Source organism: Leucobacter sp. 7(1) (genome assembly GCF_900163635.1).
Classification (GTDB): domain Bacteria; phylum Actinomycetota; class Actinomycetes; order Actinomycetales; family Microbacteriaceae; genus Leucobacter.
In genome coordinates this window covers 82,766-106,599 of sequence record NZ_FUID01000066.1, presented here as the reverse complement: position 1 = coordinate 106,599, position 23,834 = coordinate 82,766, and the positions used below count along the sequence as shown (strand labels likewise).

Here is a 23,834-nt window from a genome sequence, read left to right as displayed (position 1 = left end):
GGTGCGAGTCGCGCATCTTTCGCTCGGCGACTTCCGGAACTACCGTACCGCTGAGCTCGCACTGGCGCCGGGGCCGAACCTCCTGATCGGCCGCAACGGCCAAGGGAAGACAAACCTGGTCGAGGCCATTGCCTATTTCTCATCACTGCGATCCCACCGTGTATCCGGGGATACCGCGCTGGTGCGCGCTGGCGCCGAGTCTGCCATCGCACGCATGCGTGTGGTTGGGGCTTCTCGTGAAGTTGTGCTCGAGCTTCAGATTCATCGCGATCGTGCCAACCGTGCTCAGGTCAACGGGAATGCGGTTCGGCCACGAGAAGTGACGCGTTGGTTCTCTTCCGTTGCGTTTGTCCCCGAAGATCTCACGATCGTTCGTGGAGAGCCTACCGTTCGGCGCCGGTTCCTCGACGACGCTCTGGTTGCACGGCACCCAGTGGCCGCGGGCGCCCTCGCTGACTACGATCGCGTTGTTCGGCAGCGGACCGCGCTCCTCAAAGCGCATCGAGGGCGTGGCGGCGCCCCCGAGTCTCTCCTCGCGGTCTGGGATGACCAGTTGGTCAATTTCGGGACCCAGATCATGCTTGCTCGACGAGAACTCGTTCGCGATCTTCAAGCGCCACTTGCCGAGAGTTACGAAGCTCTCGTCTCTTCTGACCACGGCCCACTCCTCACTCTCGTCGAGTCAATGGAAGAAACGCTATTGATGTCGAACGTTCCACGTGAAACATCGCCTCCCCGCTCCCTTGGCGCCGAGGTTTCACGTGAAACACTCGCCGAGCAGTTCCGTGAGGCGATCACTCGGTCCCGCCGGAGGGAGCAGGAGCGAGGCGTGACTCTCATTGGGCCACACCGAGATGATCTCGGCCTGCAATTGAACAAGCTTCCCGTCAAGGGCTATGCGAGTCACGGGGAGTCCTGGTCTTTCGCGCTCTCCCTCAAGCTCGCACTCGCCTCCCTCCTGCGCGCGGAGTCTGCCGCAGGGGATCCGGTGATTATCTTGGACGACGTGTTTGCGGAGCTTGATGTGCAGCGTCGCGGAAGACTGATGGCAGCAGTGCAGGGATTTGAGCAGGTCATTGTCACCGCTGCTGTTGAGGGAGACGTTCCTGACGAAGTATCCTGGCACCGGGTTCGGATTGATTCCGGAAGGATCCTGGACGAGGCAGCGGACCAGATATTCAGCCGCCAATCTGAGGGAAGTGGCACGTGACCGAGAGTTCCGCGGAACTCGGCTTTGCGAGCGAAGCATATTTGCATGCCAAGTCCGTATGGAAGGGGCAGCCGTCTCGGCGCCGTCGTCGCGTGACGACGGACAGTCCCGGGGGCCAGGCATTTGGCTTGGGCCGTGACCCCAAGACCCTCGGCGATGTACTCATCACTATGGCGGGCGATATGGGGTGGAGTGGTGAGCTCGAGCAAGCGCGTTTGTTGGGGGAGTGGGCCGAGTTTGCTGGCGAAGCCACTGCGGAACACACCCAGGTGATTGGAATCAGTCACGGCGTACTCCAGATTCAGTGCGACTCAACGACCTGGGCAACCGAATTGCGGCGCCTGCGAGCAGAGATGTTAACCAGAATCCTCCGGGAGTATCCCGGCGCGGAGATCCGTGACCTTCGGTTCCTGGCGCCCGGGGCGCCAAGTTGGCGCCACGGTCCGCGGAGCGTTCCCGGCCGGGGTCCACGGGACACCTACGGGTAGATCGCCGAGCGAGCCGCCTCCCCAGCCGCGGCGGGGGAGGACCCCGACTGGAAACTTATCCCCACGCGCCCGTAATCCCCCGCCACAACGCGCAAACTTGATAGACTGGTGTGCGGAAGTATCCGGGGTGAAAAAGCGCTCTGAGACGCCCAGAAAAGGATTATTCAAGGCATGAGTTCAGAACAGGCTACGGCCGCGGAAGACTACGGCGCCGGTGCCATCCAAGTACTCGAGGGTCTCGACGCTGTTCGTAAGCGGCCCGGAATGTACATCGGGTCTACTGGCCCTCGTGGTTTGCATCATCTCGTCTATGAGATTGTGGACAACTCTGTGGATGAGGCGTTGGCCGGCTTCTGCGACACGATCAACGTGACGATCCTTGAGGATGGCGCCGTTCGAGTTGTTGACAACGGCCGAGGTATTCCCGTGGATCCCCACCCGACTGAGGGTCGGTCTACGGTTGAGGTTGTACTTACCGTGCTTCATGCCGGCGGGAAGTTCGGCGGCGGTGGATACGCGGTGTCCGGTGGTTTGCACGGCGTCGGTTCGTCGGTGGTGAACGCCCTTTCCACACGTTTCGAGGTTGAGGTACAGCGCCAGGGTTTCACGTGGAACATGGCGTTCACGGGAAGTGTCCCCGACGCACCTCTGGCTCAGGGTGAACCCAGTGACGGTACCGGCACCACGATCACGTTCTGGCCCAGCGCAGACATCTTTGAGACCGTCGAATTTGACTACCAGACGCTCCGGACCCGATTCCAGCAGATGGCGTTCTTGAACAAGGGCCTCAGGATCACGCTGATGGATCTCCGCCCACAGGACCCCGAAGAAGGTGTGGATGGACAGCTTGTTACTCCGGCGCCACGACAAGATGAGTTCCTGTACGAGAAGGGCATTGAGGATTACGTCGAGTACCTGAATGCGACAAAGCGCGCCGACCTCGTACACGAGGACATCATCGGGTTTGAGGCCGAAGATCCTGAGCGAAAAATCGCCATCGAGGTCGCGATGCAGTGGACCACCTCCTACACGGAAAGTGTGCATACGTATGCGAATACGATCAATACGCACGAGGGTGGCACCCACGAAGAGGGGTTCCGGGCGGCACTGACCTCACTGGTAAACCGGTACGCACGTGAAAAGAACATCCTCCGCGAGAAAGACGACAATCTTTCGGGCGACGATGTGCGCGAGGGTCTCACCGCTGTCGTTTCGGTGAAGCTCGGTGAACCCCAGTTTGAGGGGCAGACAAAGACGAAACTTGGCAATACCGAGGCCAAGGCGTTTGTCCAGAAGGTCGTGGGGGATCAGCTGGGGGATTGGTTCGAGCGGAACCCCGGGCCCGCAAAGGACATTATCCGAAAGGCGATTCAGGCTGCGACCGCGCGTCTTGCGGCCCGCAAGGCTCGCGAAACCGCTCGCCGGAAAGGCCTCCTGGAATCGGGAGGCATGCCAGGCAAGCTGTCAGACTGCACAAGTAAAGATCCCTCGATCTCCGAAATCTTCATCGTTGAGGGCGACTCCGCAGGTGGCTCAGCGAAGACTGGTCGAGATCCGCACACACAGGCGATCCTCCCACTTCGCGGAAAGATCCTGAATGTTGAAAAGGCACGGCTTGACCGGGCGCTGAACAATACTGAGGTTCAGGCCATGATCACCGCATTCGGTGCGGGAATCGGCGAGGACTTCGATCCCGAGAAGGCGCGATACCACAAGATCGTCCTGATGGCCGATGCCGACGTGGACGGGCAGCACATTACGACACTGCTGCTCACCCTGCTCTTCCGCTACATGCGCCCGCTCATTGATCTGGGCTATGTCTACCTCGCTCAGCCGCCGCTGTACCGCATTAAGTGGTCCAACGCAGAGCACGAGTATGTCTACAGCGATGCCGAGCGCGATGAGCGCCTGGCCGCAGGCGCCGAGGCCGGGCGTCGTCTTACCAAGGAAAGTGGCGTCCAGCGCTACAAGGGCCTTGGTGAGATGAACCACGAAGAGCTGTGGGACACCACGATGAACCCCGAGACCCGCACCCTCCTGCAGGTCACCATGGAAGATGCTGCGGCAGCTGATGAGACGTTCGCCACCCTGATGGGCGAGGACGTTGAGGCACGACGCAGCTTCATTCAGCAGAACGCGAAGGACGTGCGCTTCCTTGACATCTGAGAATCAGACCCCCGAAACCGATGCGGACGCCACGGTCGACCCGGACGGCGTGACCGAAGTCGCGAACCACGGTCGGATCGACCAGGTCGACCTCCAACTCGAGATGCGACGCTCGTACCTCGACTACGCCATGAGTGTGATCGTGGGCCGCGCGCTTCCGGACGTGCGGGACGGCTTGAAGCCTGTGCACCGTCGCGTGATCTACACAATGTACGACGGTGGCTATCGCCCGGATAAAGCATTCTCGAAGTGCACCCGTGTGATCGGTGATGTCATGGGGCAGTTCCACCCGCACGGCGATACTGCAGTGTACGACTCGCTGGTGCGTCTGGTGCAGCCGTGGTCGTTGCGCTACCCGCTCGCGCTGGGGCAGGGCAACTTCGGCTCCCCGGGGAACGATGGCGCCGCGGCCCACCGATACACCGAGACCAAGATGTCGCCGCTCGCGATGGAGATGGTTCGGGACATTGACGAGGACACCGTTGATTTCCAGGACAACTACGATGGGCGCACCCAGGAGCCCACGGTCCTCACGAGTCGCTTCCCGAACCTGCTTGTGAACGGTTCGGTGGGTATCGCGGTCGGCATGGCCACGAATATCCCCCCGCACAACCTCCGGGAGGTGTCCGAAGCCGCGATGTGGCATCTCGAGCACCCGGAGGCGACCCGCGAGGAGCTTCTTGAGGCACTCATGGAGCGCGTCAAGGGGCCTGATTTCCCCACCGGTGCCCAGATCTTGGGAACCAAGGGGATCCGGGATGCGTACCAGACCGGACGCGGCTCGATCACCATGCGCGCCGTGGTGAGTATCGAAGAAATTCAGGGTCGTACGTGCCTCGTCGTCACCGAACTGCCGTATCAGGTGAACCCCGACAACCTGGCCGTCAAGATCGCTGACCTCGTGAAGGATCAGAAGGTCCAGGGGATTGCGGATATCCGCGACGAGACCAGTGGCCGCACCGGACAGCGGCTCGTGATCGTGCTCAAGCGCGATGCTATTGCCAAGGTTGTGCTCAATAACCTCTATAAGCACACGCAACTGCAGGAAAACTTCGGCGCCAACATGCTGGCGATCGTGGACGGTGTGCCCCGCACGCTGCCGCTTGACGGCTTTATTACCGCGTGGGCGAAACACCAGGTTGAAGTGATCGTCCGCCGCACGGAGTATCGCCTCAAGAAGGCTGAAGCCGAGGCACACATTCAGCGTGGCTATTTGAAGGCGCTCGACGCGCTTGATGAAGTCATCGCCCTGATCCGACGCTCTCCGACGGTTGACGAGGCCCGTTCCGGTTTGATGTCGTTGCTCGACGTTGACCAGATTCAGGCCGATGCAATCCTCGGGTTGCAGCTGCGTCGTCTTGCGGCGATGGAGCGCCAGAAGATCCTCGACCTCGCCGCGAAGCTCGAAGCGCAGATCGCTGAGTATCAGGCCATTCTCGCCTCCCCGGAGCAGCAGCGGGGGATCGTGGCCTCCGAACTGCGTGAACTCCTGGACAAATTCGGTGACGAGCGCCGCACCACGATTCTCCACGGTTACGACGGGGACATGTCGATGGAAGACCTCATCCCCGAAGAGGAGATGGTGGTCACCGTCACACGTGGTGGCTATGTGAAGCGCACCCGAATCGACAATTACCGGTCGCAGCACCGCGGCGGCAAGGGTGTGAAGGGGGCACAGTTGCGTGCCGACGACATCGTCGAGCACTTCTTTGTCACCACAACACATCACTGGCTGCTTTTCTTCACGAACACCGGCCGTGTGTATCGTGCCAAGACCTACGAGATTCCCGAGGGCGGTCGAGACGCCAAGGGACAGCACCTTGCGAATCTTCTTGCGCTCGCCCCTGACGAATCAGTCACCCAAATTCTGGACGTGCGCGACTTCGAGAGCGGGTACCTGCTGCTCGCGACGCGTGATGGTCTTGTCAAGAAAACCGCGCTGGGGGAGTACGACACCAACCGAACCGGCGGCATCATCGCGATCAAGCTGCGGGAGGGTGACGAGCTTGTTTCTGCGCTGATCGCAGAAGCCGATGACGACGTATTGCTCGTTTCGCGGCACGGGATGTCAGTTCGATTTACTGCTTCTGATCAGGCGCTTCGTCCAATGGGGCGTTCCACAAGTGGGGTCCGGGGAATGAACTTCCGTGACGGTGATGCACTGCTGTCGGCCTCGCGGGTCAGCGACGAGGGTGGCTTCGTGTTTGTGGTCACCGAGGGTGGCTACGCCAAGCGCACGGCCGCGAATGAATATCGTGTGCAGCAGCGCGGCGGCTTCGGAATTAAGGTCGCGAAGCTCGATGAGAACCGCGGGGATCTTGTCGGAGCACTCATTGTGGATGAGACCGATGAGGTGCTTGTCGTGCTTGCAAGCGGTAAGGTTGTCCGATCGAACGTTGCAGAGGTGCCGGCAAAGGGGCGGAACACTATGGGAGTCGTATTTGCACGATTCCCAGAGGCGGACCGTATCATTGGCATCGCGCGAAATTCGGAACGCGGGCTCGACGACGATGAGTCCGAAGCACCGGGCGCCGAGACCGCGGAGAACGAGGATAACCTGAATGAGTAATACCGTCGCAGACAAGCTCGCCAAGAAAACCCGAAAGAAGGCACCTGCAAAGCAGGTCCGCCTGAAGCTCGTGTACGTCGACTTCTGGTCCTCTGTGAAGTTCTCGTTCCTCGTATCGATCTGTCTCGCGATCGTCGGTGTCGTCGCCACGATCCTGATCTACACCGTCCTGCTGCAGACCGGTGTGTTCGGTAAGGTCGACGAGCTCTTCATGGACATCGTGGGCGAAGAGAACAGCCTGATGAAGATCATCGGCTTCCCGCAGGTGATGGGTCTCTCAGTTGTCGTGGGCATCCTGAACGTCATCGTGGGCACTGCCCTGGGCGCAATCGGTTCACTCGTGTACAACCTGCTGGTTCGCGTGCTCGGCGGCTTCCAGCTCGGTTTCACGAGCAACTAGCTTCGGAGCTCCGCGAGTGCCCGATCCTGATTGGATCGGGCACTCGTGTTTCCGGGCGTGTCGGACGCAAAAGGCGAAGCAAAACCTCAAAATGCGCCCTGATCTAAGGGGAACGCGCCCGAGCTGCGATTTCGATTTCGATTTCGCGCGGTCTTCCGGTAGAGTCATTTCTTGGTCAAGGGGCTATAGCTCAGGTGGTTAGAGCGCTTCACTGATAATGAAGAGGTCCCAGGTTCAAGTCCTGGTAGCCCCACCAAAAACCTGAAGGGCAGTCGAGAAATCGACTGCCCTTCAGTGCTTTTCCCGGTCTACTCCGAGACCCGCGACACGCCGGATTTGCGTGCGTGTGGGTGCCTGGATATAGTTATTCAGTCGGGAAGGAAACGCACCGCAGGGTGCGAATTGCTTCGGAGAAATACCGAGTTCCCAGCGAAGTTCACGCAAGTGAAGTTCCAGACGGGTCCTTAACTCAGTTGGTAGAGTGCCTGCTTTGCAAGCAGGATGTCGGGAGTTCGATTCTCCCAGGATCCACCGCAAGCCCGGTCAGAGAAATCTGACCGGGCTTTTTTGATTTTTAGGGCTGTGGAGCTGACGAGACAGAATCGCTATTCATGCGTCATTTGCGCAAATGATTGAATATTGGTACTGTTGAGCTTGCGCTTCGTTCGGTGAGGCTCTTACGTGAACACAGGCCACTGATCTGACGGCATCGAGAGATGTTCAAGATCAGGACAGGTTCCCTCGGCTTAAGGGGGTGCCCCAAGTGGCTGCCATTTGGCTACGTCACGCAATGCCGAAGCTCTGACATGGAAGCGCATGTCCACGATCCCCGAATCGTCTCAGTGAGGCGTGAGAGGAAGCTCAGCCATGCCTGCAGCGATCCATGAACCCATTCTGTTCTGGCAAGTCTTTACGCCACCCGTGCAGATCCGCGACGGCGCCTCACACGGCCCGAGCGGCCCGAAGTCACACCCGCCCCAGCGCGCGTGGCACAGCCAAGTGTTTGCGGCCGCGGCACCGCAGCGGACCAGACGCCGCGCGACCCGCTACGAGAAGTTCACGACGCGAATGGTGCTCTTGAGCGCCTGCATTACCTTCGGCGTGACGCTGGGGTTGCACGTGGCGAACTACGGCCTTGAAACTCGCACCTCGTCGACCTCGGGTACACACAGCACCTTCTACAAGGACGGTGAATGAGCGCGCGTGCGCGTTTACTCCCACCGGAAAGAGACACAATGACTATGACCCCACCGCACGTCGCCCGTTCCGGCCACGTCGAATCCATGCTCGGAGGTCGCTGGCAGCGCGTCCTCGGCGGCGACCCCCAGCTGCTTGAGCGCCTCCGAGAGGACACGGGTGCTGACCTGCGCGAGGCGGCGGCCACCCCGTTTCGGGACGGTGGCGCCTTCGTCACCCTCGCCGTCACCTTTGTTGACCGTGACGCAAACGCCTACCGTGAGACGAGCATCGTGATTGCCGTCGGCCGTGACGTTGTGATCACGCTCGAGCCGTTGACCGGGTGTGCCCCCATCGATCTGGCACTCGCCCGTATGGACCGAGACGGCCGCGAGGGCGACAGCCCCATCGAAATCGCCGCAAGCATTCTGGAAAGCATCGCGGACACCACCGACGAACTTGTCACGAACCTCAGTATGAGCAGCGAGCGCATGATGACGCAGACGAGCGCCATCTTGCGGAGCTTGGAGACAAAAAAGGCGCGGGAGTTCGGGGTGAGCGACGTCACCACCACCCAGCAAGAACTGACGGACATGGAAGAGCTCCTGTCCCACTGCATGGAGAGTCAGCTCGTTCTTGCCGAGGCGGCACGTCACCTGCGGACGCTGACGCGCGGGCGCGACTGGGACAACCGCGCCGACTTGGCTCGGCTGATCGAGGACATTGAAGCGATTGAGCCGCATATCGACTTCGTCCACGACCGGGTCCGGTTGTTGCAGCAGACCAACAACCTGGCGCTCAACGTGAAGCAGAACCAAATCATCAAGGTCTTCTCTGTGGTCACCGCCGTGTTCCTCCCGGTGATGCTGCTCTCGACCTACTACAGCATGAACTTCGAGCTCATGCCGATCCTGAGCTGGACCTACGCCGAGCCGATGATCATCGTGCTGAGCTTCGTGTTCGCGATGCTGCCGCTGATCTACGTGCGCCGTCGCGGATGGCTGCGCTAAGGCCCGCGCGCACCCGCTCCTTGCCGCCCGCGCGGCGCGACCTGAATGACGAACCGCAACCCGAAGGACACGAACATGTCGACCAAGAACCTGCAGACCTCAAGCACCTCACCCAATGTGTGGAGCTCACGCCTTGAGCTCAACAACCTGGGCACTGATGCGCCCGGCACCGAGCGCTCGCTCGCGAAGAACGAGCCTGTCCGCGCGCAGACCTCCAAGATCGAGAAAGAGATCATTTGGGCAGTGGTGGTGCTGTACGCCGGCATTATTGCCTGCTTCGCGGGCCTGCACCTCTACGGCCTCACCCTCGGGTAACCCGAGCCCCACATGTCTGGTCGGGGGCCACACACGAGCCCCCGACCCCAGAAGAAAAGACGTTCGACATGACTGAGAAGACATCCCAGACTGTACACACTGAGGAGCTGACTGCGGCAGATCTGCCCCGCAGCGGCTGGCTCCGAGTGCGCGCCTCCGACCGGGCGATGCTCGCCAACATTCACCGCCAATACGGCCTGTCGCTGAACCGCGAAGTGCGACATCCGATCTATGAGCAGAACTTCGCGGTGCTGCCCGTGGATCTCCCGCTGCCTGACGCGCCGGCATCGGCATCCGAGACCGTTTTCACCGGCGCGCCGATCCTGATCGCACTGAATGACGATCTGCTCATCACTGTTGAGCCGGATCACCCGGTAGAGGCGTTCGCGACGGCGCAGGAGCGTGTGGCACGGCTTCCGGAGTCCGCGACGAGCCGTGAAGCCCTCTTGATCATCATTGAGGGCCTGAACGACGCGATGCAGCAGACAGTGGACCGCATCTCCCTCGTGCTGAACCGCCTGGCGGACGATGCCGTCGATAGCAGCGGGGGATTCAAGATGGAGGGGCGCCAGGTTGGCGTCGCGGATATTGCGCAGACGGCGGTGTCGCTTGGTGGTGCGGAGGAACTGATCGCCCGCACGGTGCAGGGTCAGCTCATGCTGGAGCGGGCGGCTCGGCGCGTGCGTCGATCCAGTGGCCACGCTGAACAGGACTACTCAACCCTCCTCTCGGATATCCAGGGTGGGCGGCGTCACGCGCGGTTCCAGCACGCAAAGGTGCGGAATGTACAGCAGTCGCTGATGACCACGCTCGATCTCAAGCAGAACCAGATCATCAAGGTGTTCACAGTGGTCACCGCGGTGTTCACGCCGCCCACCCTGATCGCCGCGTACTACGGGCAGAACTTCGCCAACATGCCCGAGCTCGCGCTGCCGTGGGGGGAATGGTTTGTCATGGGGACGACCGCGATCTTTGCGCTCGTTCCGCTCGCCTACATCAAGCGGAAGGGATGGCTGCGATGAGCTTGCGTACCCTGACACACCGCAGCTGGACCCGAGTGATGGTGACGGGCCCCGAGGAGCTCGAGCGAGCAGAACTACTGGGCACCACCGTCAGTGACGGATCGGAAGCGGGAATCCGCTTCCCTGTCCGGTTCGTCACTCCCGATCCCGCCGGAGCGACGGTCAGCGAGGCCACTGTCCTCCTGGGGCGCGACGAGATCATCACGATCGAACCCGGGAACGGGGTGCCACTCCTGCAGGACGTGGAGGCGCAGCTGCACTGGGATGATGCGCAGGATCGCGGCACGGGAGGCGTGGGTCTGGCGATCGTGCGGGCCGGCTTCCAAGCGAACGCCGAGAGTCTCGGGCGCATCGAGTCTGACATTCGTCGGGTCCGCAGCTCCGTTGCGGTGCTCGCGGAGGACGCCGGAGACACCCGGGGCATCAGCGTCAGCGACCTCCCGAGCGTCAACTCCGTACTCACTGACATCGACGCGGTGCTCTCCCAGGTGTCGTATTCCGTGGGCCGCCTCACGCAGCTGGGCCGGCTTCTCCGGCGGCAGGCCGCGGAGGGTGAGAGCGTGCTCCCGCGGGAAGAACTTGACGCGCTGATTCAGCAGGGGGATGCCCTTGCGGGGCGCGTGGAGTTCCTCGTGGAACGGCATCGCTTCCACGCTCGCGGCACCGCGCAGCAGATCTCGACGAGTGACCTGAACGTTGTCAAGATCTTCACCGTGTTGTGGGCGATCCTCATCCCGGGGTCGACCCTCATCAACTGGTACGGGCAGAACTTCGAGGTGATGCCCGAGTTGAGCTGGCCGTACTCCGCATGGGTCCAGATCATCGGGGTGTTCTGCCTCGCTGTGATTCCGATCTACACAGTGAAGCGCGCAGGCCAGCTGCGTTAGCGACGCGATGGCAGTTCCGGGCGGGAACGGCTACAGCGGCTCCCCGCCCGGAGCAGTGTCGTCCCCTCGGAGGAGTTCCGTGAAGCCCGCGGCAAGTTCGGTGAGCACGATCTCTCCGGAGTCGGCGTCGTAGTCGAACAGCTCGCCGTACCGCCCCCAATCGATGGCGAGATCGAGCTGTTTCTGCGCGTCGTCGGCACCGTACGCCCGGCGAAGCACATCGCGGAAGAAATCATCACGCAGCGCGCCCTCGTTGCTGTGCTCCAGCGCCCGCACGATCGTGCCCACGAGTGGGGCGCGCGCCACGGCAAGCTCGGCGAAGAGCCGCTTGCTTGCCTGAATATCCGCGGACTGCCAGGCCCAGCCGATTTCGGTGAGGAAGGCCTGCGCACCTTCAACCTCGAGGAGCCCCAGCATCTGCGCGGCATCCACGAGCGGCAACAGATCGTCGACGTCGAAGGCGAGTTCGTCCGCGAGATCGGGAAGATCGGTTTGCCCGTCATGCGAGACAACAATCTGGACGAGCCCCGCTAGCCCGCCGACAGTCGCCGCGGGGAGCGGATGGGTGAGCGGGCCGGGGGTGCCTCCCGAGCGGGTGGTGGTTTTGTCCTGCCCAGTAAGAAGGGCGTAGAGATGGTCAACTGCGGCCTCAAACGTGGGGCTGCGGCGATCGCGCGGGCGGGGGACCAGGATCGGTACTTCAGCGGTGATGCGTGCCGGGGCACCACCCAATACGAGCACGCGATCGGCGAGCAGCACCGCCTCGTCGATATTGTGTGTCACGATGCAAATTGACCGTGTCGGGAAGCCTGGGGCCTCCCACATCGAAATCAGCTCTGCGCGGAGGTTCTCGGCCGTGAGTACGTCGAGCGCGGAGAACGGCTCGTCCATGAGCAGCACGTCCGGCTGTTGCACAAAGGCGCGCGCGAATCCGACACGCTGCCGCATGCCACCAGAGAGCTCGCGAGGGTAGGCGGACTCGAATCCGTCAAGGCCGATCGCGTCGATCGCCGCCAGCGCCCGTTCCCGGCGCAGCTTGCGCGGGATCCCGGCACCCCGAAGGCCCAGTTCCACGTTGTCGAGCACCGTGAGCCACGGCATGAGCGCGAAGGACTGGAACACCATCGCGGTACCCGGGTTTGCGCCAGCAAGCGGGGTTCCCCGATAGGACACGGACCCGGCCGAAGGGTCAAGGAGCCCCGCCAGGAGCCGGAGGAGCGTGGACTTGCCGGAGCCTGATCGACCCAGCAGTGCGACGATCTCACCAGGGCGCAAGGTGAGGCTCACATCGGAGAGCACCTCAAACACACCCCCGTCGGCTGCAGGGAATGACAGCGATACCCGGTCTGCGCGAATCAGCTCGATCGGGTCGGATTCTGGTGAGGTGAGATTCATATCTGGTCTCCGCAGGTGAACTAGTTGAGAGCGTAGCGTGACTCGGCCAGCGCGTAGAGGCGCCGCCACAGCACCCGGTTCAGCACGACAACACACACGCTCATCACCAGAACGCCGACAAGAACGTTCCCGAGTTCACCGTGGCGTGTCGCATCCGCGATGTACGCTCCGAGACCGTGGGCGGTCAACGTGGTGCCGCCATAACTCACGATCTCGGCGACGATGGAGGCGTTCCACGCGCCTCCCGCGGCGGTGAGGGCACCGGTAACCCAGGAACCGAACACCGCAGGGAGCAGCAGCTGGCGCCACGTCATCCAGCGCGACAATCGCATTGTCTGGGCTGCGTCCCGGAGATCGATGGGGATCGCAGCGGCACCCGCGATGACGTTGAACAGGATGTACCACTGCGCACCGAGCGACATCAGCAGGATTCCACCGATGTCCAGGCTGATCCCTGTCGAGAGCAATAGGAGCGCCGCGAAGGGGAACAGGAAGTTTGCCGGAAAGCTTGCGAGTACTTGCACGAGGGGCTGCGCAATGCGCGTTACGCGCGGGTTCAAGCCGATCCACACGCCGACGGGCACCCACACGAGCGTGCCGAGAATGAGGAGAACAATAACGCGGGCGAAGGTCAATACTCCCAGACCGGCGGCCACCGCGAACTGCTCCAGCCCGGACTCCGCCGTGATGAATCTGAGCATGGCGATAAGACCCCAACCGAGGAGGCCGGTCACCACGAGCCCGAAGGCGATGTCCGCGGCTCGGCGGCGGCGAGGGCTGGTTCGGTGGGGCCGGTCCGACAGTCCGAATCCTCGGGTGACTCGGTCGAGTAGGTCACCCAGCGGTTCCCAGCTGCGCCGGAGGAGCTGGGGCACCGCGGAGCGGCGCAGCAGGTCCAGGACCAGGCTGCGTTGCGGGGCGGCGGTGTTGGTGTCGCCGGTGCGGAAGCGTTCCGCCCAGGCGGTGAGGGGGCGCCAGAAGAGGACATTGACGCCGAGGATCACCATCACCATCACGCTGGCGGCGAGGAGGAGACGCCCGGGTTCTGCCCGTTCTGCAGCAGCAGCAGCGTAGGAACCGATGCCGGGCAGCGCCAACGTGCGGTGGTTGACAGTGATCACTTCGGAAGCAATGAGAAAGAACCAGCCCCCGCCAAAGCTCATCATGCCGTTCCACACGAGCGGGAAGGCACCGTGAGGGGCGTCGAGGACCCAAAACCGTTGCCACCGGGTGAGCCGGAGCGTGTGGGCAGCCTCGGCCAGATCCCGCGGTTGGGTGATGAGCGACTGGTAGTAGGCAAAGGTCATGTTCCACACCTGGCTCGTGAAGATCGCGAAGATCGCCGCGAGCTCGAGCCCGAGTGCGGTCCCGGGGAACAGTACGAGCCACAGCCCAATTGTCACCGAGAGAAACCCGAGAACGGGCACGGACTGCAGCACGTCCAGAGCGGGGAGAATCACACGGCCGGCCCGGGGGAGCCGCGCAGCCGCGGTCGCCACCACCAGAGCGCACACAGTGGAAGCGCCGAGCGCGAGGAACATGCGCAGGAGCGAGCGCCCAGCGTAGGCCGGGAGCTGCGCGGGATCCGTCGATACGCTCTCGGGTGCCACCTCCGGGTCGAAGGGGTCCGTGAACCCCTGACCGAGCTCGATGAGGAGCCAGAACGATACGGCCACGGCGAGGATCACCACGATGTCTGCGATGCGACGTTTGCGGACGCGCAGCACCCCGTCGACCCCGCTGAGGGGACCGGAGAGCGGGGGAGTCACGTCGGGGTTCCTCTTCTCCGCTCGGGGATGCGCTGCGGACGCCCGGCCAGAGGGGTGTGCTGCTGGCGGGGCAGCGCCCCCGCCAGCATAGTTCGAATATGCATTGACTTGCGCAAGTTACAGAACGGAGGATCATAGAGGTATGGACCTTCCCCCTGAACCGATGGTGACCGACGCCCAGCTGGCTGCGGCCGCGGGCACCTTCGATATGCTGTCGACGCCGAATCGCCTCCACATCGTGTGGCTGCTCTCAGAGGGGGAGTACGACGTTACGACGCTTGCGGAACGCACGGGGGCGACCGTGCCCACCACAAGCCAGCATCTCGCGAAACTGCGGGCGGCAGGAATGGTTGCGTCGCGGCGCGATGGGCGGCGCCAACTGTACCGGATCGAAGATCCGCACATTCTCGCGGTTGTCGAGCACATGTTTAGCCATATCGCCCCCGACGGCACCCTCGCTGGGGAGTCCGATGCGCGCCGGCCCCCGAGGGCCCCGCGCTTCGCCGTGGCGACTGCGCCGGTGATCGATATGGTGGCCGCCGGGCACCCAGAGTAGGGAAACCCGGAACGCGAGTCTCCGGCCTCCCGGCTGCCGCGGGCGTCCGGAGCGCTCTACCGTAGGGGTATGAGCAGTTCTCCGAGCGCACCGGCGGCCACACCGCGGCCCCCACTTCGCATCTTCCTGACAATCCTGCATCTCGCCGCGATCGGCGTGATGGGATGGGTCGTTGTCGCGATATTCTGCGCGCTGCTAGGCGTCGGTCTCGGCACGATCATTTTGCTGGGCATCGGTATCTTCCCGCTCATTGGACTTGTGTACTCGCTGTTTGGTGTGGGCTGGTTCGAGATTGTGCGGGTCGGTGCCCTCTACCGTTTGGAGCTCCCCGAGCTGCAGCCCGTGAGGCGGCAGGAGCCTGGCTTCGCCGGTTACCTGCGCACCGTGTGGTGGCAGTTCGTGGACGGCCGGATGTGGCGCGCGGTCTCAAGCTTCCTGATCACGTGCGTGCTGGGTGTCATCATGCTGACGTTTGTGCAGAGCTTCCTGTGGTCGGTGGTGACGGGGATCGTGCTGCTGTTCGGCGGTAACCTCCGCACCCTGCCACAGGACACCTCGATCGTGGGACTTCTCGCGACTCTGGACACTCCGCTGTGGGGGATCCTGAGCGCCCTGATCAGTCTCGCGTTGGCCGTCGGAATTGCGCTCCTGCACCGTCTCATTACAATCCCACTCGCGACCGCCGGTGCAAAAGCGCAGCAGCTGACCCGGCAGGTGCAGGCGTCGGTCCAGCAGCGTGCCGGGGCCGTGCGCGCGGCCGAGGTTGAGCGCACCAGGATCGAGCGGGACCTCCACGATGGGGTGCAACCGCGCCTCGTGTCGGTGGGGATGACGCTTGGCCTGGCGCAGCAGCAGATCGACGCGGATCCCGCGGGAGCGAAGGCGCTCATCGCGGAGGCACACACCTCGACGAAGGCGGCGATCACCGAGCTGCGTCAGTTGGCGCGCGGGATCCATGCCTCCGTTCTCGACGACCGGGGCCTGGACGCCGCACTCTCGGCGCTGGCCGGGCGCTCGCACATCCCCGTGGTGCTCGATGTGCGCTTGCAGGGTCGCTGCAGTCGCGAGGCGGAAACGGCCGTGTACTTCGCGATCGCCGAGTCACTCACCAATGCCGCGAAGCATTCTCGGGCGAGCGAGTGCCGCGTGGTTGTGCGACTGCGGGACGAGAACACGCTGTGGGCGCGGGTCGAAGACAACGGCATCGGCGGGGCACGCGTGCTCCCGGGCGGTGGCCTCGATGGCATCACGAACCGGATCCAGGCGGCCGGCGGTACGGTCCGTATCGATAGCCCGCAGGGCGGGCCGACGTCCTTGGAGGTGAGTGTCCCGTGCGCATCCTGATCTGCGAAGACTCCGTTTTGCTCCGCGAGGGGCTGGTCCGGCTGCTCGAACACTCGGGCCACGAGGTCGTGGCGGCCCTCCCGGACACAGATGGGGTGGCCGAGGCCGTGCGCCGGGAGGTCCCGGAGCTGTGCATCCTCGACGTGCGGCTGCCGCCCACGTTCACCGACGAGGGGATCCGCCTGGCGCGGGAACTCCGCGCGGCCCACCCGCAACTCCCCGTGCTCGTGCTCTCGCAGTACGTTGAGGAGCGCTACGCGAGCGAATTGATCGCCGCGCAGGGCGGGGCGTTCGGCTATCTCCTCAAAGATCGTGTGGCCGATGTGGCCGACTTTATCGATGCGGTTGAACGAATCGCGGGCGGGGCGACCGTGCTGGATCCAGAGGTCGTGGCGCAGCTGCTCAACCGGAGGGGCCGGGGCGACCGTATGGCGGCGCTCACGGATCGCGAGCGTACTGTCCTTGCCGCGCTGGCCGAGGGCCGCTCAAACCAGGCGATTGCCGGGCTGCTCTTCCTCTCGGAGGCCAGCGTTGAAAAGCACATCACCGCGATCTTTCAGAAGCTCGGGTTAAGCCCGGACGAAGCGGGCAATCGCCGCGTCCTGGCCGCGATCGCGCACCTGGAGAGCACCGGTGCGGTGCCTCCGCAGACCTTTCCGAACCCCCAGACTGGAGTGTGACCTCATGACTCAGCCACAGCAGCCCACGCCCACCGAACGTACCGGCCGCAGCGCCGCCGGATCCGCCATCCTGTGGAGCACCGCCGCAGTTGGTGGCTTGATGATCCTCGGGATCGGTGCCTCAGCGGCCTCAGCCGCCGTCGGGGCCACGGTGAGTGGTGCCTCGGGCGGGTCCAACACGGCGTCTGCGCAGGGAATCACCGAGCTCGACCTGGACATCAACACAGCCGAGTTCACGCTCGCCTATGGCCCGGTGACGGAGGCCACCCTCGAGGTGACCGGCCCGCGCGCGGATCAGTGGCGTCTGAGCCGTGACGAGGAGAGCCTCGTGGTGACAAGTCCGCGAGGCGTCGGAGGGAGCTGCTGGTTTGGATTCTGCCCGCCGGATCGCGGCACGTCCACGGTAGGAACGCTTACGCTGCCGCAGGAATTCGCCACCCGTGCGCTTGACGTGGACGCCTCGCGGACTTGTCACCACGAGGCTCTCCTCGTCACGGCTCAGACGCCACTGATCCGCGCGCGGGCCGGTCACCTCGAGGGTGGCCTCCGTCACCGGTGAGGCGCGGGAGCTCGACATCACTGTCGGAGTGGGAAAGTTCACGGGTGAGTTCACCGGGGTTCAGGCCGCGGATTTCGAGGTGTCGATGGGGGATCTCGACGCGCGCCTGCGCGGAGACGCACCCACCACAATCGATGTGGAGGTGGGGATCGGGAGCGTGACGCTTGAACTTCCGGATGAGAGCTACGTTGTGCAGACAAGATCCAGTATCGGGGAGGTTCGGAACGACCTCCGGACTGCCGCGGACTCGCCCTACCGGATTTCCGCGGAGGTGAGCATGGGCGAGCTCACGCTGCGCCCCGGCCACTGATCGAACTCCCGTGCCGACATAGACTGGCCCCATGACGGTGTGGCGAGAAGACATCCTGGGACCGGGGTATGTGTGCACTGACATCGACCTTGGTGCCGATGAGGAGGGGCCGCTGAGCGCGACGCTGGTCCGGTCGGACCCGCCGCAGCGGCACCTCTGGGCCCGGATCTGGGGACAGCGGCGTCTGCTCGAAGGGGTAGACGTGCTCTACGTTCACGGCTGGTCGGACTACTTCTTTCAGCGGGAACTCGCGGAGTTCTGGACGGTCCGTGGTGCCAGGTTCTTCGCCCTCGATCTGCGAAAGTATGGCCGCAGTCTGCGCGAGGGGCAAACTGCGGGCTACATCGACAATTTGGAAGAGTACGACGCGGAGATCGGGCGAGCGCTCGAGCTCATCGCCGAGGCCGGAGAGAGCGACCCCACTCGGAAGCTTGTGCTCTGCGGGCACTCAACTGGCGGCTTGGTACTGAGTCTCTGGGCCGGTCGGCATCCGGGGCGGGCGGACGGACTCGTGCTCAACAGCCCGTGGTTGGAATTCCAGTTCACGACCGCAGGCCGGCAGCTGATCGCGCCGCTTGTCACGCTGGGCGCGCGGTTCAAACCGAAGGACGTCGCGCCGCAGCTCGACTATGGCTTCTACTCGCGCGCGCAACATGAGGTTGGCCCGCAAGCCGAGCTCGCGGCGATCGATCCGCGGTGGCGTCCTGAGCGGAGTCACGCGGTCTCGACGGGCTGGTTGCGCGCGATTCTCGCCGGGCATGAGCAGGTCAGTCATGGGCTTGGCATCGAGGCACCCATCGGGGTGCTGTTGTCTGCACGTTCGGCGTTGCCGCTCCGGTGGAACGATGACCTGACCCGGGCTGACACCGTTCTTGACGTCGAGGAAGTGGCGAAGGCCGCGCTCAGACTGGGGTCCTCGGTGACAGTGGATCGGGTGAATGGCGGGCTCCATGACCTCTTCCTGTCCGCAGAGGGACCGCGCGCCGATGCATACGCCCGCCTGGAACGGTGGCTGATCGGTTGGCGGGCGCAGTGGGGAAGCCCGCGCTCCCTCGGGGCGGCGACGGGCCACGCGGGCCCAACGGAGTAGGCTCGGGGACATGGATCTTCGAGTGGCCGCCTACGCGGTGGTAGAGCGCCGCGGCAAGATCCTGCTCACGCACTGGCGCCGCGGTCACCTGCACGGGTGGACCCTGCCGGGCGGTGGTCTTGAGGACGGTGAGGACCCGCGCGTTGCGGTCGTTCGGGAAGTGATGGAGGAGACCGGGTTGGAGGCCCGCGTCGGGAAGCTCCTCGGAGTTGACTCCCGCGTGATGGTCCGTGAAGAAGTCCCGGCTGGCAGCGATCCGGAGCTGCACACGATCCGGATCGTCTATCGGGCCTCGGTCAAGGACGGTCCGCTGCAGAACGAGGTCGATGGCTCCTCCGACGAGGCGCGCTGGGTCCCGATCAAGGATCTCGGTTCACTGCGGACGCTCTCGCTCGTGCAAACAGGGCTACGGATGGCGGGAATCTCCCGTCGTGCCCCAGCGCGGGGCGGCAAAGGCCAGGGCAAGAACGCGGGCAAGGGCGGTAAGCCGTCGCAGCGCGGTGGGAAGACCGCGGCGAAGCAGAGCAAGCCCGCCGCAAAGGGCGGGAAGTCCGGCGGCCAGCGAGCAAAGCCCACCCAAGACTCCACCGAATAGCGAAGCCGCCGACCCCAGGGGGATCAGCGGCTTCGATTGGCTGCCCGGTAGCGGGGCAGCGCGGGGAGCTAGTGCTCGGGGGCGACCCACAGCTCGTCATCGGTGCGGAATGCCTGCCACAGGGCGTATCCCACGCCAGCTGCAGCCGCGACACCGAGGCCGAGCGCGATGAAACCGCCGACGCGGCCCTTTTTCTTGGTCTTGATCGGCGCGAGGTACCCCGCGCGCTCACCGAAGCCCCGCACCTTCGCGGCGGCGTCGTCGTTGTCGAGCTCATCAAGTGTGCGGATTGTCCGTGCGAGGGCATTCGCTACGAACGGGGTGGTGACACGACGCACGCTGTCTGCTGCGCGCCGTGCCGAGGCGACGCCTCGATCAACCGTGGGACGCACAGCGTCGAGAGTTTCTTCGACGCGAGGCGCGAGGTGCTCGTCGCTCAGGAGCTTGGCCTGATGGCCGGCCTGGCTGAGTACATCGCCGGCCTGGCTGAGTACGACGCGCTGCTGATCGAGCAGCTCCTGCGCATTGCCCCGTAGGCTGCGCAGTTCGCGGCGGCGCTTGCGTGAGAGATTCATTACGGTCCTCCTAGCTTGGCGAGGCGGTGAGCGTGAGTGCTCTGCTCCCTCCCACGCTACACCGAGAGACCTGGGATTTTGGAGACTCGCCACACTCTGCCTGGGAAAATGGTCCGGTGAAGACGCTGAGAATCCGCACGGCGAGTGCTCAGGGGTCTCTGAGGGCCCCGCCTAGACTAGGACCCATGACCACTCACACCTCGGTAGCAACTATCCACACCAACCACGGCGATATCGTCATCAACCTGTTCGGGGATCACGCCCCGAAGACTGTGAAGAACTTCGTTGAGCTGTCCCAGAAGGGCTTCTACGACGGCGTGATCTTCCACCGCATTATCCCGAACTTCATGATCCAGGGTGGCGACCCCACGGGCACGGGCACCGGCGGCCCCGGCTACAACTTTGATGACGAGATCCACCCGGAGCTCGGCTTCACCCAGCCGTACCAGCTGGCCATGGCGAACGCGGGTAAGCGTCCCGACATGACCGGGCGTCTCGCGGGCACCAACGGTTCGCAGTTCTTCATCACCACGATTGCTCCGGACTGGCTCAACGGCAAGCACACGATCTTCGGCGAGGTCGCTGACGATGCGTCGAAGGCTGTTGTTGACGCGATCTCGGCCGTGCAGACCGGCGCGATGGATCGCCCCGTTGAGGACGTCGTGATGACCGGCGTCGACATCGTCGAGGCCTAAGCAGCATGGTGGCGAGCGGATCGGGGCCCGCGTTCGGCGAGCGCGTCGAATACGGACCGAATGACGTCTGCTATCGCCACCCGCGCGTGCACAGCTTCACGCTGTGTCAGCGTTGCGGCCGCACCATCTGCCCGGAGTGCCAGGTGGTGTCGGCCGTGGGCGTGCTGTGCCCAGAGTGCACCAAGCAGACGCAGCCGAGTACAGCGAAGCGGGCGGCGCGTGCCTCACGAGTGACCGGGCGCCGGATCGCAGCCTCGGATACCCCGGTGACCTACGGCATCATGATCGCCTGTGCGGTCGTGTTTGTTCTGCAGCTGATCAGCTCCTACTTTGGCGCCAACGAAGTCACGCGCACCCTGTGGTACGCCCCGCTGTATTCGTTGCCCGCCGACGTGCTGCCCGCCGATCTGGGTTTCGAGCCGTGGCGGTTGTTCACGGCGATGTTTACCCACTCCACCGGGTTCATCTTCCACATCCTGTTCAACATGTATGCGCTGTGGCTCTTTGGGCGCAACCTGGAGCAGATGATCGGACGCGTGGCTTACCTTGCGCTGTACCTGTTCGCGGGTGTCGGCGGCTCCCTCGGGGTCATGTACTGGGCGTACGTTTCGCCGGAGACGATCAACGTCCCCACTGTGGGGGCGTCGGGTGCGATTTTCGGCGTGCTGGCAGCAACCCTCGTCGCGTTCCGCGCCGCACGGGTCAACGTGACCTCCTTGGCGGTACTGCTCGCGATCAATGTGGGTATCGGCTTCTTGCCCGGGGCGAATATTTCCTGGCAGGCGCATCTCGGCGGCATGCTCGTCGGTGCCGCCACAATGGGCGTCTTGCTCGCAACCCGCGGTCCGCGCCGCCGCACCGCGCGGATCGTGGCCCTCGTGGGTATCGGGGTGGTGCTTGCGGCGCTCGCCTGCGGCTACCTTGTCGTGATGCCCGCGATCTTCTAGTTCTGCTGAAGTACACGAATGCCCCCTCCGCTTGGAGGGGGCATTCGTGTACTCACTGGGAACCAGGTCCCGTGATCGAGCGTGAGGGAAAGTTATCCACAGCCTTGTCCCCAGCCTGGGGAGGAATTACACCGGTGTGATTCCATGTGGAAAACGCCGCGGCTGCGGTTACTTCCACCAGGGGGTCATCAAGAAGCCCACGAGCACCAGACCAAAGCCGACGAAGATGTTTGCCTGGCCGAGGGCCGGAACGGGGAGCTGCATGCTGCCACTCGTGATGTAGTACAGCACGATCCAGATCAGGCCGAGGAGCATGAACCCGAACATGACGGGCTTGAACCACACTGGGTTCGGTGCCTCCTTGCGCGCGGCAGCACGTTCTGCCCGATCGCGCTCGAGTTCGCCCGACTGACGCTTGCTTACGTTTTTCCCTGCTGCTGCCATGGCTCGATTCTAGCCGGAACCGCGGGGAGACTCAGGCTCGCAATCTAGAATGTCAGCATGTCCCAGACTCGAGGCGGCCGCCGTCGCCGTCGCAGAGCGCGCCTGAGCCCATTGACCGTGATCGGCGAGCTGCTGCTCGTCGCGGGACTCGGGGTGCTCGGTTTCATTGTGTGGCAGCCCTGGCACACGGGCGTGACTGTCACCGCGAAGCAATCGGAGCTCTCCGCGAGCGACTCTGCGAAGTGGGATGCGGAGGCGCGGCCGCTGCAAACGGACGGCATCCCTGTGCCCCCCAAGCCCGCGCCGTCCGAGGCGTTCGCTGTGCTGCACGCGCCAGCCTTCGGGACCACCTACGCGAATCGAATCGGGGAGACCACCGACTGGTGGACTGTCCTCAACCTCGATGAAATGGGTGTGGGGCACTACGAGATGACCCAGCTTCCCGGCGAGCCCGGGAACGTCGCGCTTGCGGGCCACAGGTCCGGACCCCTGATCAACTCCTTCCGCGAGGTGATGAATCTGCGCGTCGGGGATCCGATGTTCGTGGAAACCGCCGACGGTTGGTATTCGTACCGCTTCCGGTCGATCGAATACGTGCTCCCCGATGAGACCGACGTGCTGAACCCGTTCCCCAGGCTGGAAGGTCAGCCGGGTGTAGATCAGATCCTCACCCTCACGACCTGTCACCCGAAGTGGGCGGGCAGTGACGAACGCGCAATCGCGTACTCCGTGTTCGAAGGCTTCCAAGCGCGCGCCGATGGCCCGCCCGCGGAGCTGCTCGAACTGAATCCGGCACTGAAGGGAGCTGCGAGCTAGTGTTCTCGATCCTCTGGCGGTTTTTCCCCGGCCCCGCGTGGCTCCGGGTCCTCGTGTTGCTCGTTGCCCTAGCGGCTGTCGTGTACGCGCTCATCACATATGTATACCCCTGGGTTGCGCTGCAGCTCCCCGCACAGGAAGTTACGGTGGGAACATGACCCGCATCCTCGTTATCGACAACTACGACAGTTTCGTCTACACCCTGAACGGCTACTTGCAGCAGCTCGGGGCAACGACTCGAGTGATCCGCAACGACGAGGTCTCCGCCGGTGAGCTCGAACAGCTTCTCACCGAGTTCGATGGCGTGCTGATCTCGCCCGGGCCGGGAACTCCCAGTGACGCGGGGGTGTCGATTGCGATGGTCGGGATCGCGCTGCGCACCGGTATTCCGGTACTCGGGGTGTGCCTCGGCCATCAGGCCATCGCTGAGGCCCTGGGCGCCACGGTGACCCACGCGGAGGAACTGATGCACGGCAAGGTGTCGCGCGTGCGGCACGCGGGCGACGCCTTCTTCCAGGGGGTCCCCGAAGAGTTCAACGCCACCCGATACCACTCGCTCGCTGTGGTCCGTGACACGGTTCCGGAGACCCTCGTGGTGACGGCGGAGACTGCAGGCGGGATCGTGATGGCGCTGCGCCACCAAGAGTTGCCGATCTACGGCGTGCAGTACCATCCGGAATCCGTGCTCACCGAGGGGGGCTACCAGCAGCTCGGCAACTGGCTCGGCACCGTAGGGCTGCCCAACGCCGCCGAAATCGCGCGCTCGCTCACCCCGCTCATGCGCTGAGGGCCGCACGCCAGAACCGCGAAGGGCCG

The 23,834-nt window shown here is 63.8% G+C and carries 26 protein-coding genes, 2 tRNA genes and 1 riboswitch; of the genes, 24 read left to right on the top strand and 4 right to left on the bottom strand.

What is annotated here, in order from left to right:
* Position 1 precedes the first annotated feature (1 nt).
* The 12 genes from recF (at position 2) to FM113_RS12600 (ending at position 11,243) form a co-directional block, all read left to right on the top strand.
* A complete protein-coding gene (recF, locus tag FM113_RS12655) occupies positions 2-1,210 on the top strand; it encodes a DNA replication/repair protein RecF (protein WP_087015174.1) in 1,209 nt (402 codons plus the stop codon).
* A complete protein-coding gene (locus tag FM113_RS12650) occupies positions 1,207-1,698 on the top strand; it encodes a DciA family protein (RefSeq protein WP_087015173.1) in 492 nt (163 codons plus the stop codon). The genes recF and FM113_RS12650 overlap by 4 nt, the downstream gene beginning before the upstream one ends.
* A 171-nt stretch (positions 1,699-1,869) precedes the next feature.
* Positions 1,870-3,864 carry a DNA topoisomerase (ATP-hydrolyzing) subunit B gene (gyrB, locus tag FM113_RS12645; RefSeq protein WP_087015172.1) on the top strand — a complete coding sequence of 665 codons (1,995 nt, stop codon included), beginning with the start codon at positions 1,870-1,872 and terminating at the stop codon, positions 3,862-3,864.
* Positions 3,865-3,913: 49 nt separating this feature from the next.
* Positions 3,914-6,433: a DNA gyrase subunit A gene (gyrA, locus tag FM113_RS12640; RefSeq protein WP_087015204.1), complete on the top strand. Its 2,520-nt coding sequence runs from the start codon at positions 3,914-3,916 to the stop codon at positions 6,431-6,433.
* Positions 6,426-6,833: a DUF3566 domain-containing protein gene (locus tag FM113_RS12635; protein WP_087015171.1), complete on the top strand. Its 408-nt coding sequence runs from the start codon at positions 6,426-6,428 to the stop codon at positions 6,831-6,833. The genes gyrA and FM113_RS12635 overlap by 8 nt, the downstream gene beginning before the upstream one ends.
* A 179-nt stretch (positions 6,834-7,012) precedes the next feature.
* Positions 7,013-7,089, top strand: a tRNA-Ile gene (locus FM113_RS12630).
* Between the two features lie 202 nt (positions 7,090-7,291).
* Positions 7,292-7,364: transfer RNA gene (locus FM113_RS12625), tRNA-Ala, on the top strand.
* Positions 7,365-7,486: 122 nt separating this feature from the next.
* A riboswitch (M-box (ykoK) riboswitch) is annotated at positions 7,487-7,652 on the top strand.
* Between the two features lie 48 nt (positions 7,653-7,700).
* A complete protein-coding gene (locus tag FM113_RS12620; protein WP_087015170.1) occupies positions 7,701-8,030 on the top strand; it encodes a hypothetical protein in 330 nt (109 codons plus the stop codon).
* A 38-nt stretch (positions 8,031-8,068) separates the two neighbouring features.
* Positions 8,069-9,019 carry a CorA family divalent cation transporter gene (locus FM113_RS12615; RefSeq protein WP_176387217.1) on the top strand — a complete coding sequence of 317 codons (951 nt, stop codon included), beginning with the start codon at positions 8,069-8,071 and terminating at the stop codon, positions 9,017-9,019.
* A gap of 75 nt (positions 9,020-9,094) precedes the next feature.
* Positions 9,095-9,334: a hypothetical protein gene (locus FM113_RS12610; RefSeq protein ID WP_087015168.1), complete on the top strand. Its 240-nt coding sequence runs from the start codon at positions 9,095-9,097 to the stop codon at positions 9,332-9,334.
* A 68-nt stretch (positions 9,335-9,402) separates the two neighbouring features.
* Positions 9,403-10,356 (top strand): CorA family divalent cation transporter, encoded by a 954-nt coding sequence (locus FM113_RS12605; protein WP_087015167.1) that lies wholly within the window; start codon positions 9,403-9,405, stop codon positions 10,354-10,356.
* Positions 10,353-11,243, top strand: coding sequence for a CorA family divalent cation transporter (locus FM113_RS12600; RefSeq protein ID WP_176387216.1), 891 nt, complete (start codon positions 10,353-10,355; stop codon positions 11,241-11,243). Before FM113_RS12605 ends, FM113_RS12600 begins: the two co-directional genes overlap by 4 nt.
* Positions 11,244-11,273: 30 nt before the next feature.
* Here the strand turns inward: FM113_RS12600 and FM113_RS12595 are convergent, their stop codons facing one another.
* Positions 11,274-12,638, bottom strand: a complete 1,365-nt coding sequence (locus FM113_RS12595) for a nitrate/sulfonate/bicarbonate ABC transporter ATP-binding protein (RefSeq protein WP_087015165.1) — start codon at positions 12,636-12,638, stop codon at positions 11,274-11,276.
* Positions 12,639-12,658: 20 nt separating this feature from the next.
* Complete coding sequence (locus FM113_RS12590; RefSeq protein WP_217896011.1) at positions 12,659-14,407, bottom strand: ABC transporter permease subunit; 1,749 nt, start codon at positions 14,405-14,407, stop codon at positions 12,659-12,661.
* 142 nt (positions 14,408-14,549) lie between these two features.
* On the opposite strand from FM113_RS12590, the gene FM113_RS12585 reads away from it, so the two are divergent.
* The 7 genes from FM113_RS12585 (at position 14,550) to FM113_RS12555 (ending at position 19,541) form a co-directional block, all read left to right on the top strand.
* A complete protein-coding gene (locus FM113_RS12585; protein ID WP_087015164.1) occupies positions 14,550-14,963 on the top strand; it encodes a helix-turn-helix transcriptional regulator in 414 nt (137 codons plus the stop codon).
* A 69-nt stretch (positions 14,964-15,032) separates the two neighbouring features.
* Positions 15,033-16,307 (top strand): sensor histidine kinase, encoded by a 1,275-nt coding sequence (locus FM113_RS12580; protein WP_087015163.1) that lies wholly within the window; start codon positions 15,033-15,035, stop codon positions 16,305-16,307.
* Positions 16,295-16,987, top strand: coding sequence for a response regulator transcription factor (locus FM113_RS12575; RefSeq protein ID WP_087015162.1), 693 nt, complete (start codon positions 16,295-16,297; stop codon positions 16,985-16,987). The genes FM113_RS12580 and FM113_RS12575 overlap by 13 nt, the downstream gene beginning before the upstream one ends.
* 4 nt (positions 16,988-16,991) lie before the next feature.
* Positions 16,992-17,546 carry a hypothetical protein gene (locus FM113_RS12570; RefSeq protein WP_087015161.1) on the top strand — a complete coding sequence of 185 codons (555 nt, stop codon included), beginning with the start codon at positions 16,992-16,994 and terminating at the stop codon, positions 17,544-17,546.
* Positions 17,527-17,856, top strand: coding sequence for a hypothetical protein (locus tag FM113_RS12565; RefSeq protein WP_087015160.1), 330 nt, complete (start codon positions 17,527-17,529; stop codon positions 17,854-17,856). Before FM113_RS12570 ends, FM113_RS12565 begins: the two co-directional genes overlap by 20 nt.
* Positions 17,857-17,887: 31 nt before the next feature.
* Positions 17,888-18,946 (top strand): alpha/beta hydrolase, encoded by a 1,059-nt coding sequence (locus FM113_RS12560; RefSeq protein WP_087015159.1) that lies wholly within the window; start codon positions 17,888-17,890, stop codon positions 18,944-18,946.
* Positions 18,947-18,956: 10 nt separating this feature from the next.
* The gene (locus FM113_RS12555; RefSeq protein ID WP_087015158.1) at positions 18,957-19,541 is read left to right on the top strand and encodes an NUDIX hydrolase; all 585 of its coding nucleotides are present in this window, start codon (positions 18,957-18,959) and stop codon (positions 19,539-19,541) included.
* 68 nt (positions 19,542-19,609) lie between these two features.
* Here the strand turns inward: FM113_RS12555 and FM113_RS12550 are convergent, their stop codons facing one another.
* Positions 19,610-20,116: a DUF5324 family protein gene (locus FM113_RS12550; RefSeq protein ID WP_087015157.1), complete on the bottom strand. Its 507-nt coding sequence runs from the start codon at positions 20,114-20,116 to the stop codon at positions 19,610-19,612.
* A gap of 185 nt (positions 20,117-20,301) precedes the next feature.
* On the opposite strand from FM113_RS12550, the gene FM113_RS12545 reads away from it, so the two are divergent.
* Both FM113_RS12545 and FM113_RS12540 read left to right on the top strand, forming a co-directional pair.
* Positions 20,302-20,811 (top strand): peptidylprolyl isomerase, encoded by a 510-nt coding sequence (locus FM113_RS12545; RefSeq protein ID WP_087015156.1) that lies wholly within the window; start codon positions 20,302-20,304, stop codon positions 20,809-20,811.
* A gap of 5 nt (positions 20,812-20,816) precedes the next feature.
* Positions 20,817-21,758 carry a rhomboid family intramembrane serine protease gene (locus FM113_RS12540; protein ID WP_087015155.1) on the top strand — a complete coding sequence of 314 codons (942 nt, stop codon included), beginning with the start codon at positions 20,817-20,819 and terminating at the stop codon, positions 21,756-21,758.
* A gap of 168 nt (positions 21,759-21,926) precedes the next feature.
* Here the strand turns inward: FM113_RS12540 and FM113_RS12535 are convergent, their stop codons facing one another.
* On the bottom strand, positions 21,927-22,202 hold the full coding sequence (locus FM113_RS12535; RefSeq protein WP_087015154.1) for a cell division protein CrgA: 276 nt from the start codon (positions 22,200-22,202) through the stop codon (positions 21,927-21,929).
* Between the two features lie 57 nt (positions 22,203-22,259).
* Between FM113_RS12535 and FM113_RS12530 the strand changes: the two genes are divergently transcribed.
* Genes FM113_RS12530 through FM113_RS12525 form a run of 3 tightly spaced genes read left to right on the top strand, consistent with a single transcriptional unit; the run spans position 22,260 to position 23,805 of the window.
* Positions 22,260-23,018 (top strand): class E sortase, encoded by a 759-nt coding sequence (locus FM113_RS12530; protein WP_087015153.1) that lies wholly within the window; start codon positions 22,260-22,262, stop codon positions 23,016-23,018.
* Positions 23,018-23,176, top strand: coding sequence for a hypothetical protein (locus FM113_RS18210; protein WP_176387215.1), 159 nt, complete (start codon positions 23,018-23,020; stop codon positions 23,174-23,176). The genes FM113_RS12530 and FM113_RS18210 overlap by 1 nt, the downstream gene beginning before the upstream one ends.
* The gene (locus FM113_RS12525; protein ID WP_087015152.1) at positions 23,173-23,805 is read left to right on the top strand and encodes an aminodeoxychorismate/anthranilate synthase component II; all 633 of its coding nucleotides are present in this window, start codon (positions 23,173-23,175) and stop codon (positions 23,803-23,805) included. The genes FM113_RS18210 and FM113_RS12525 overlap by 4 nt, the downstream gene beginning before the upstream one ends.
* Positions 23,806-23,834 lie beyond the last annotated feature (29 nt).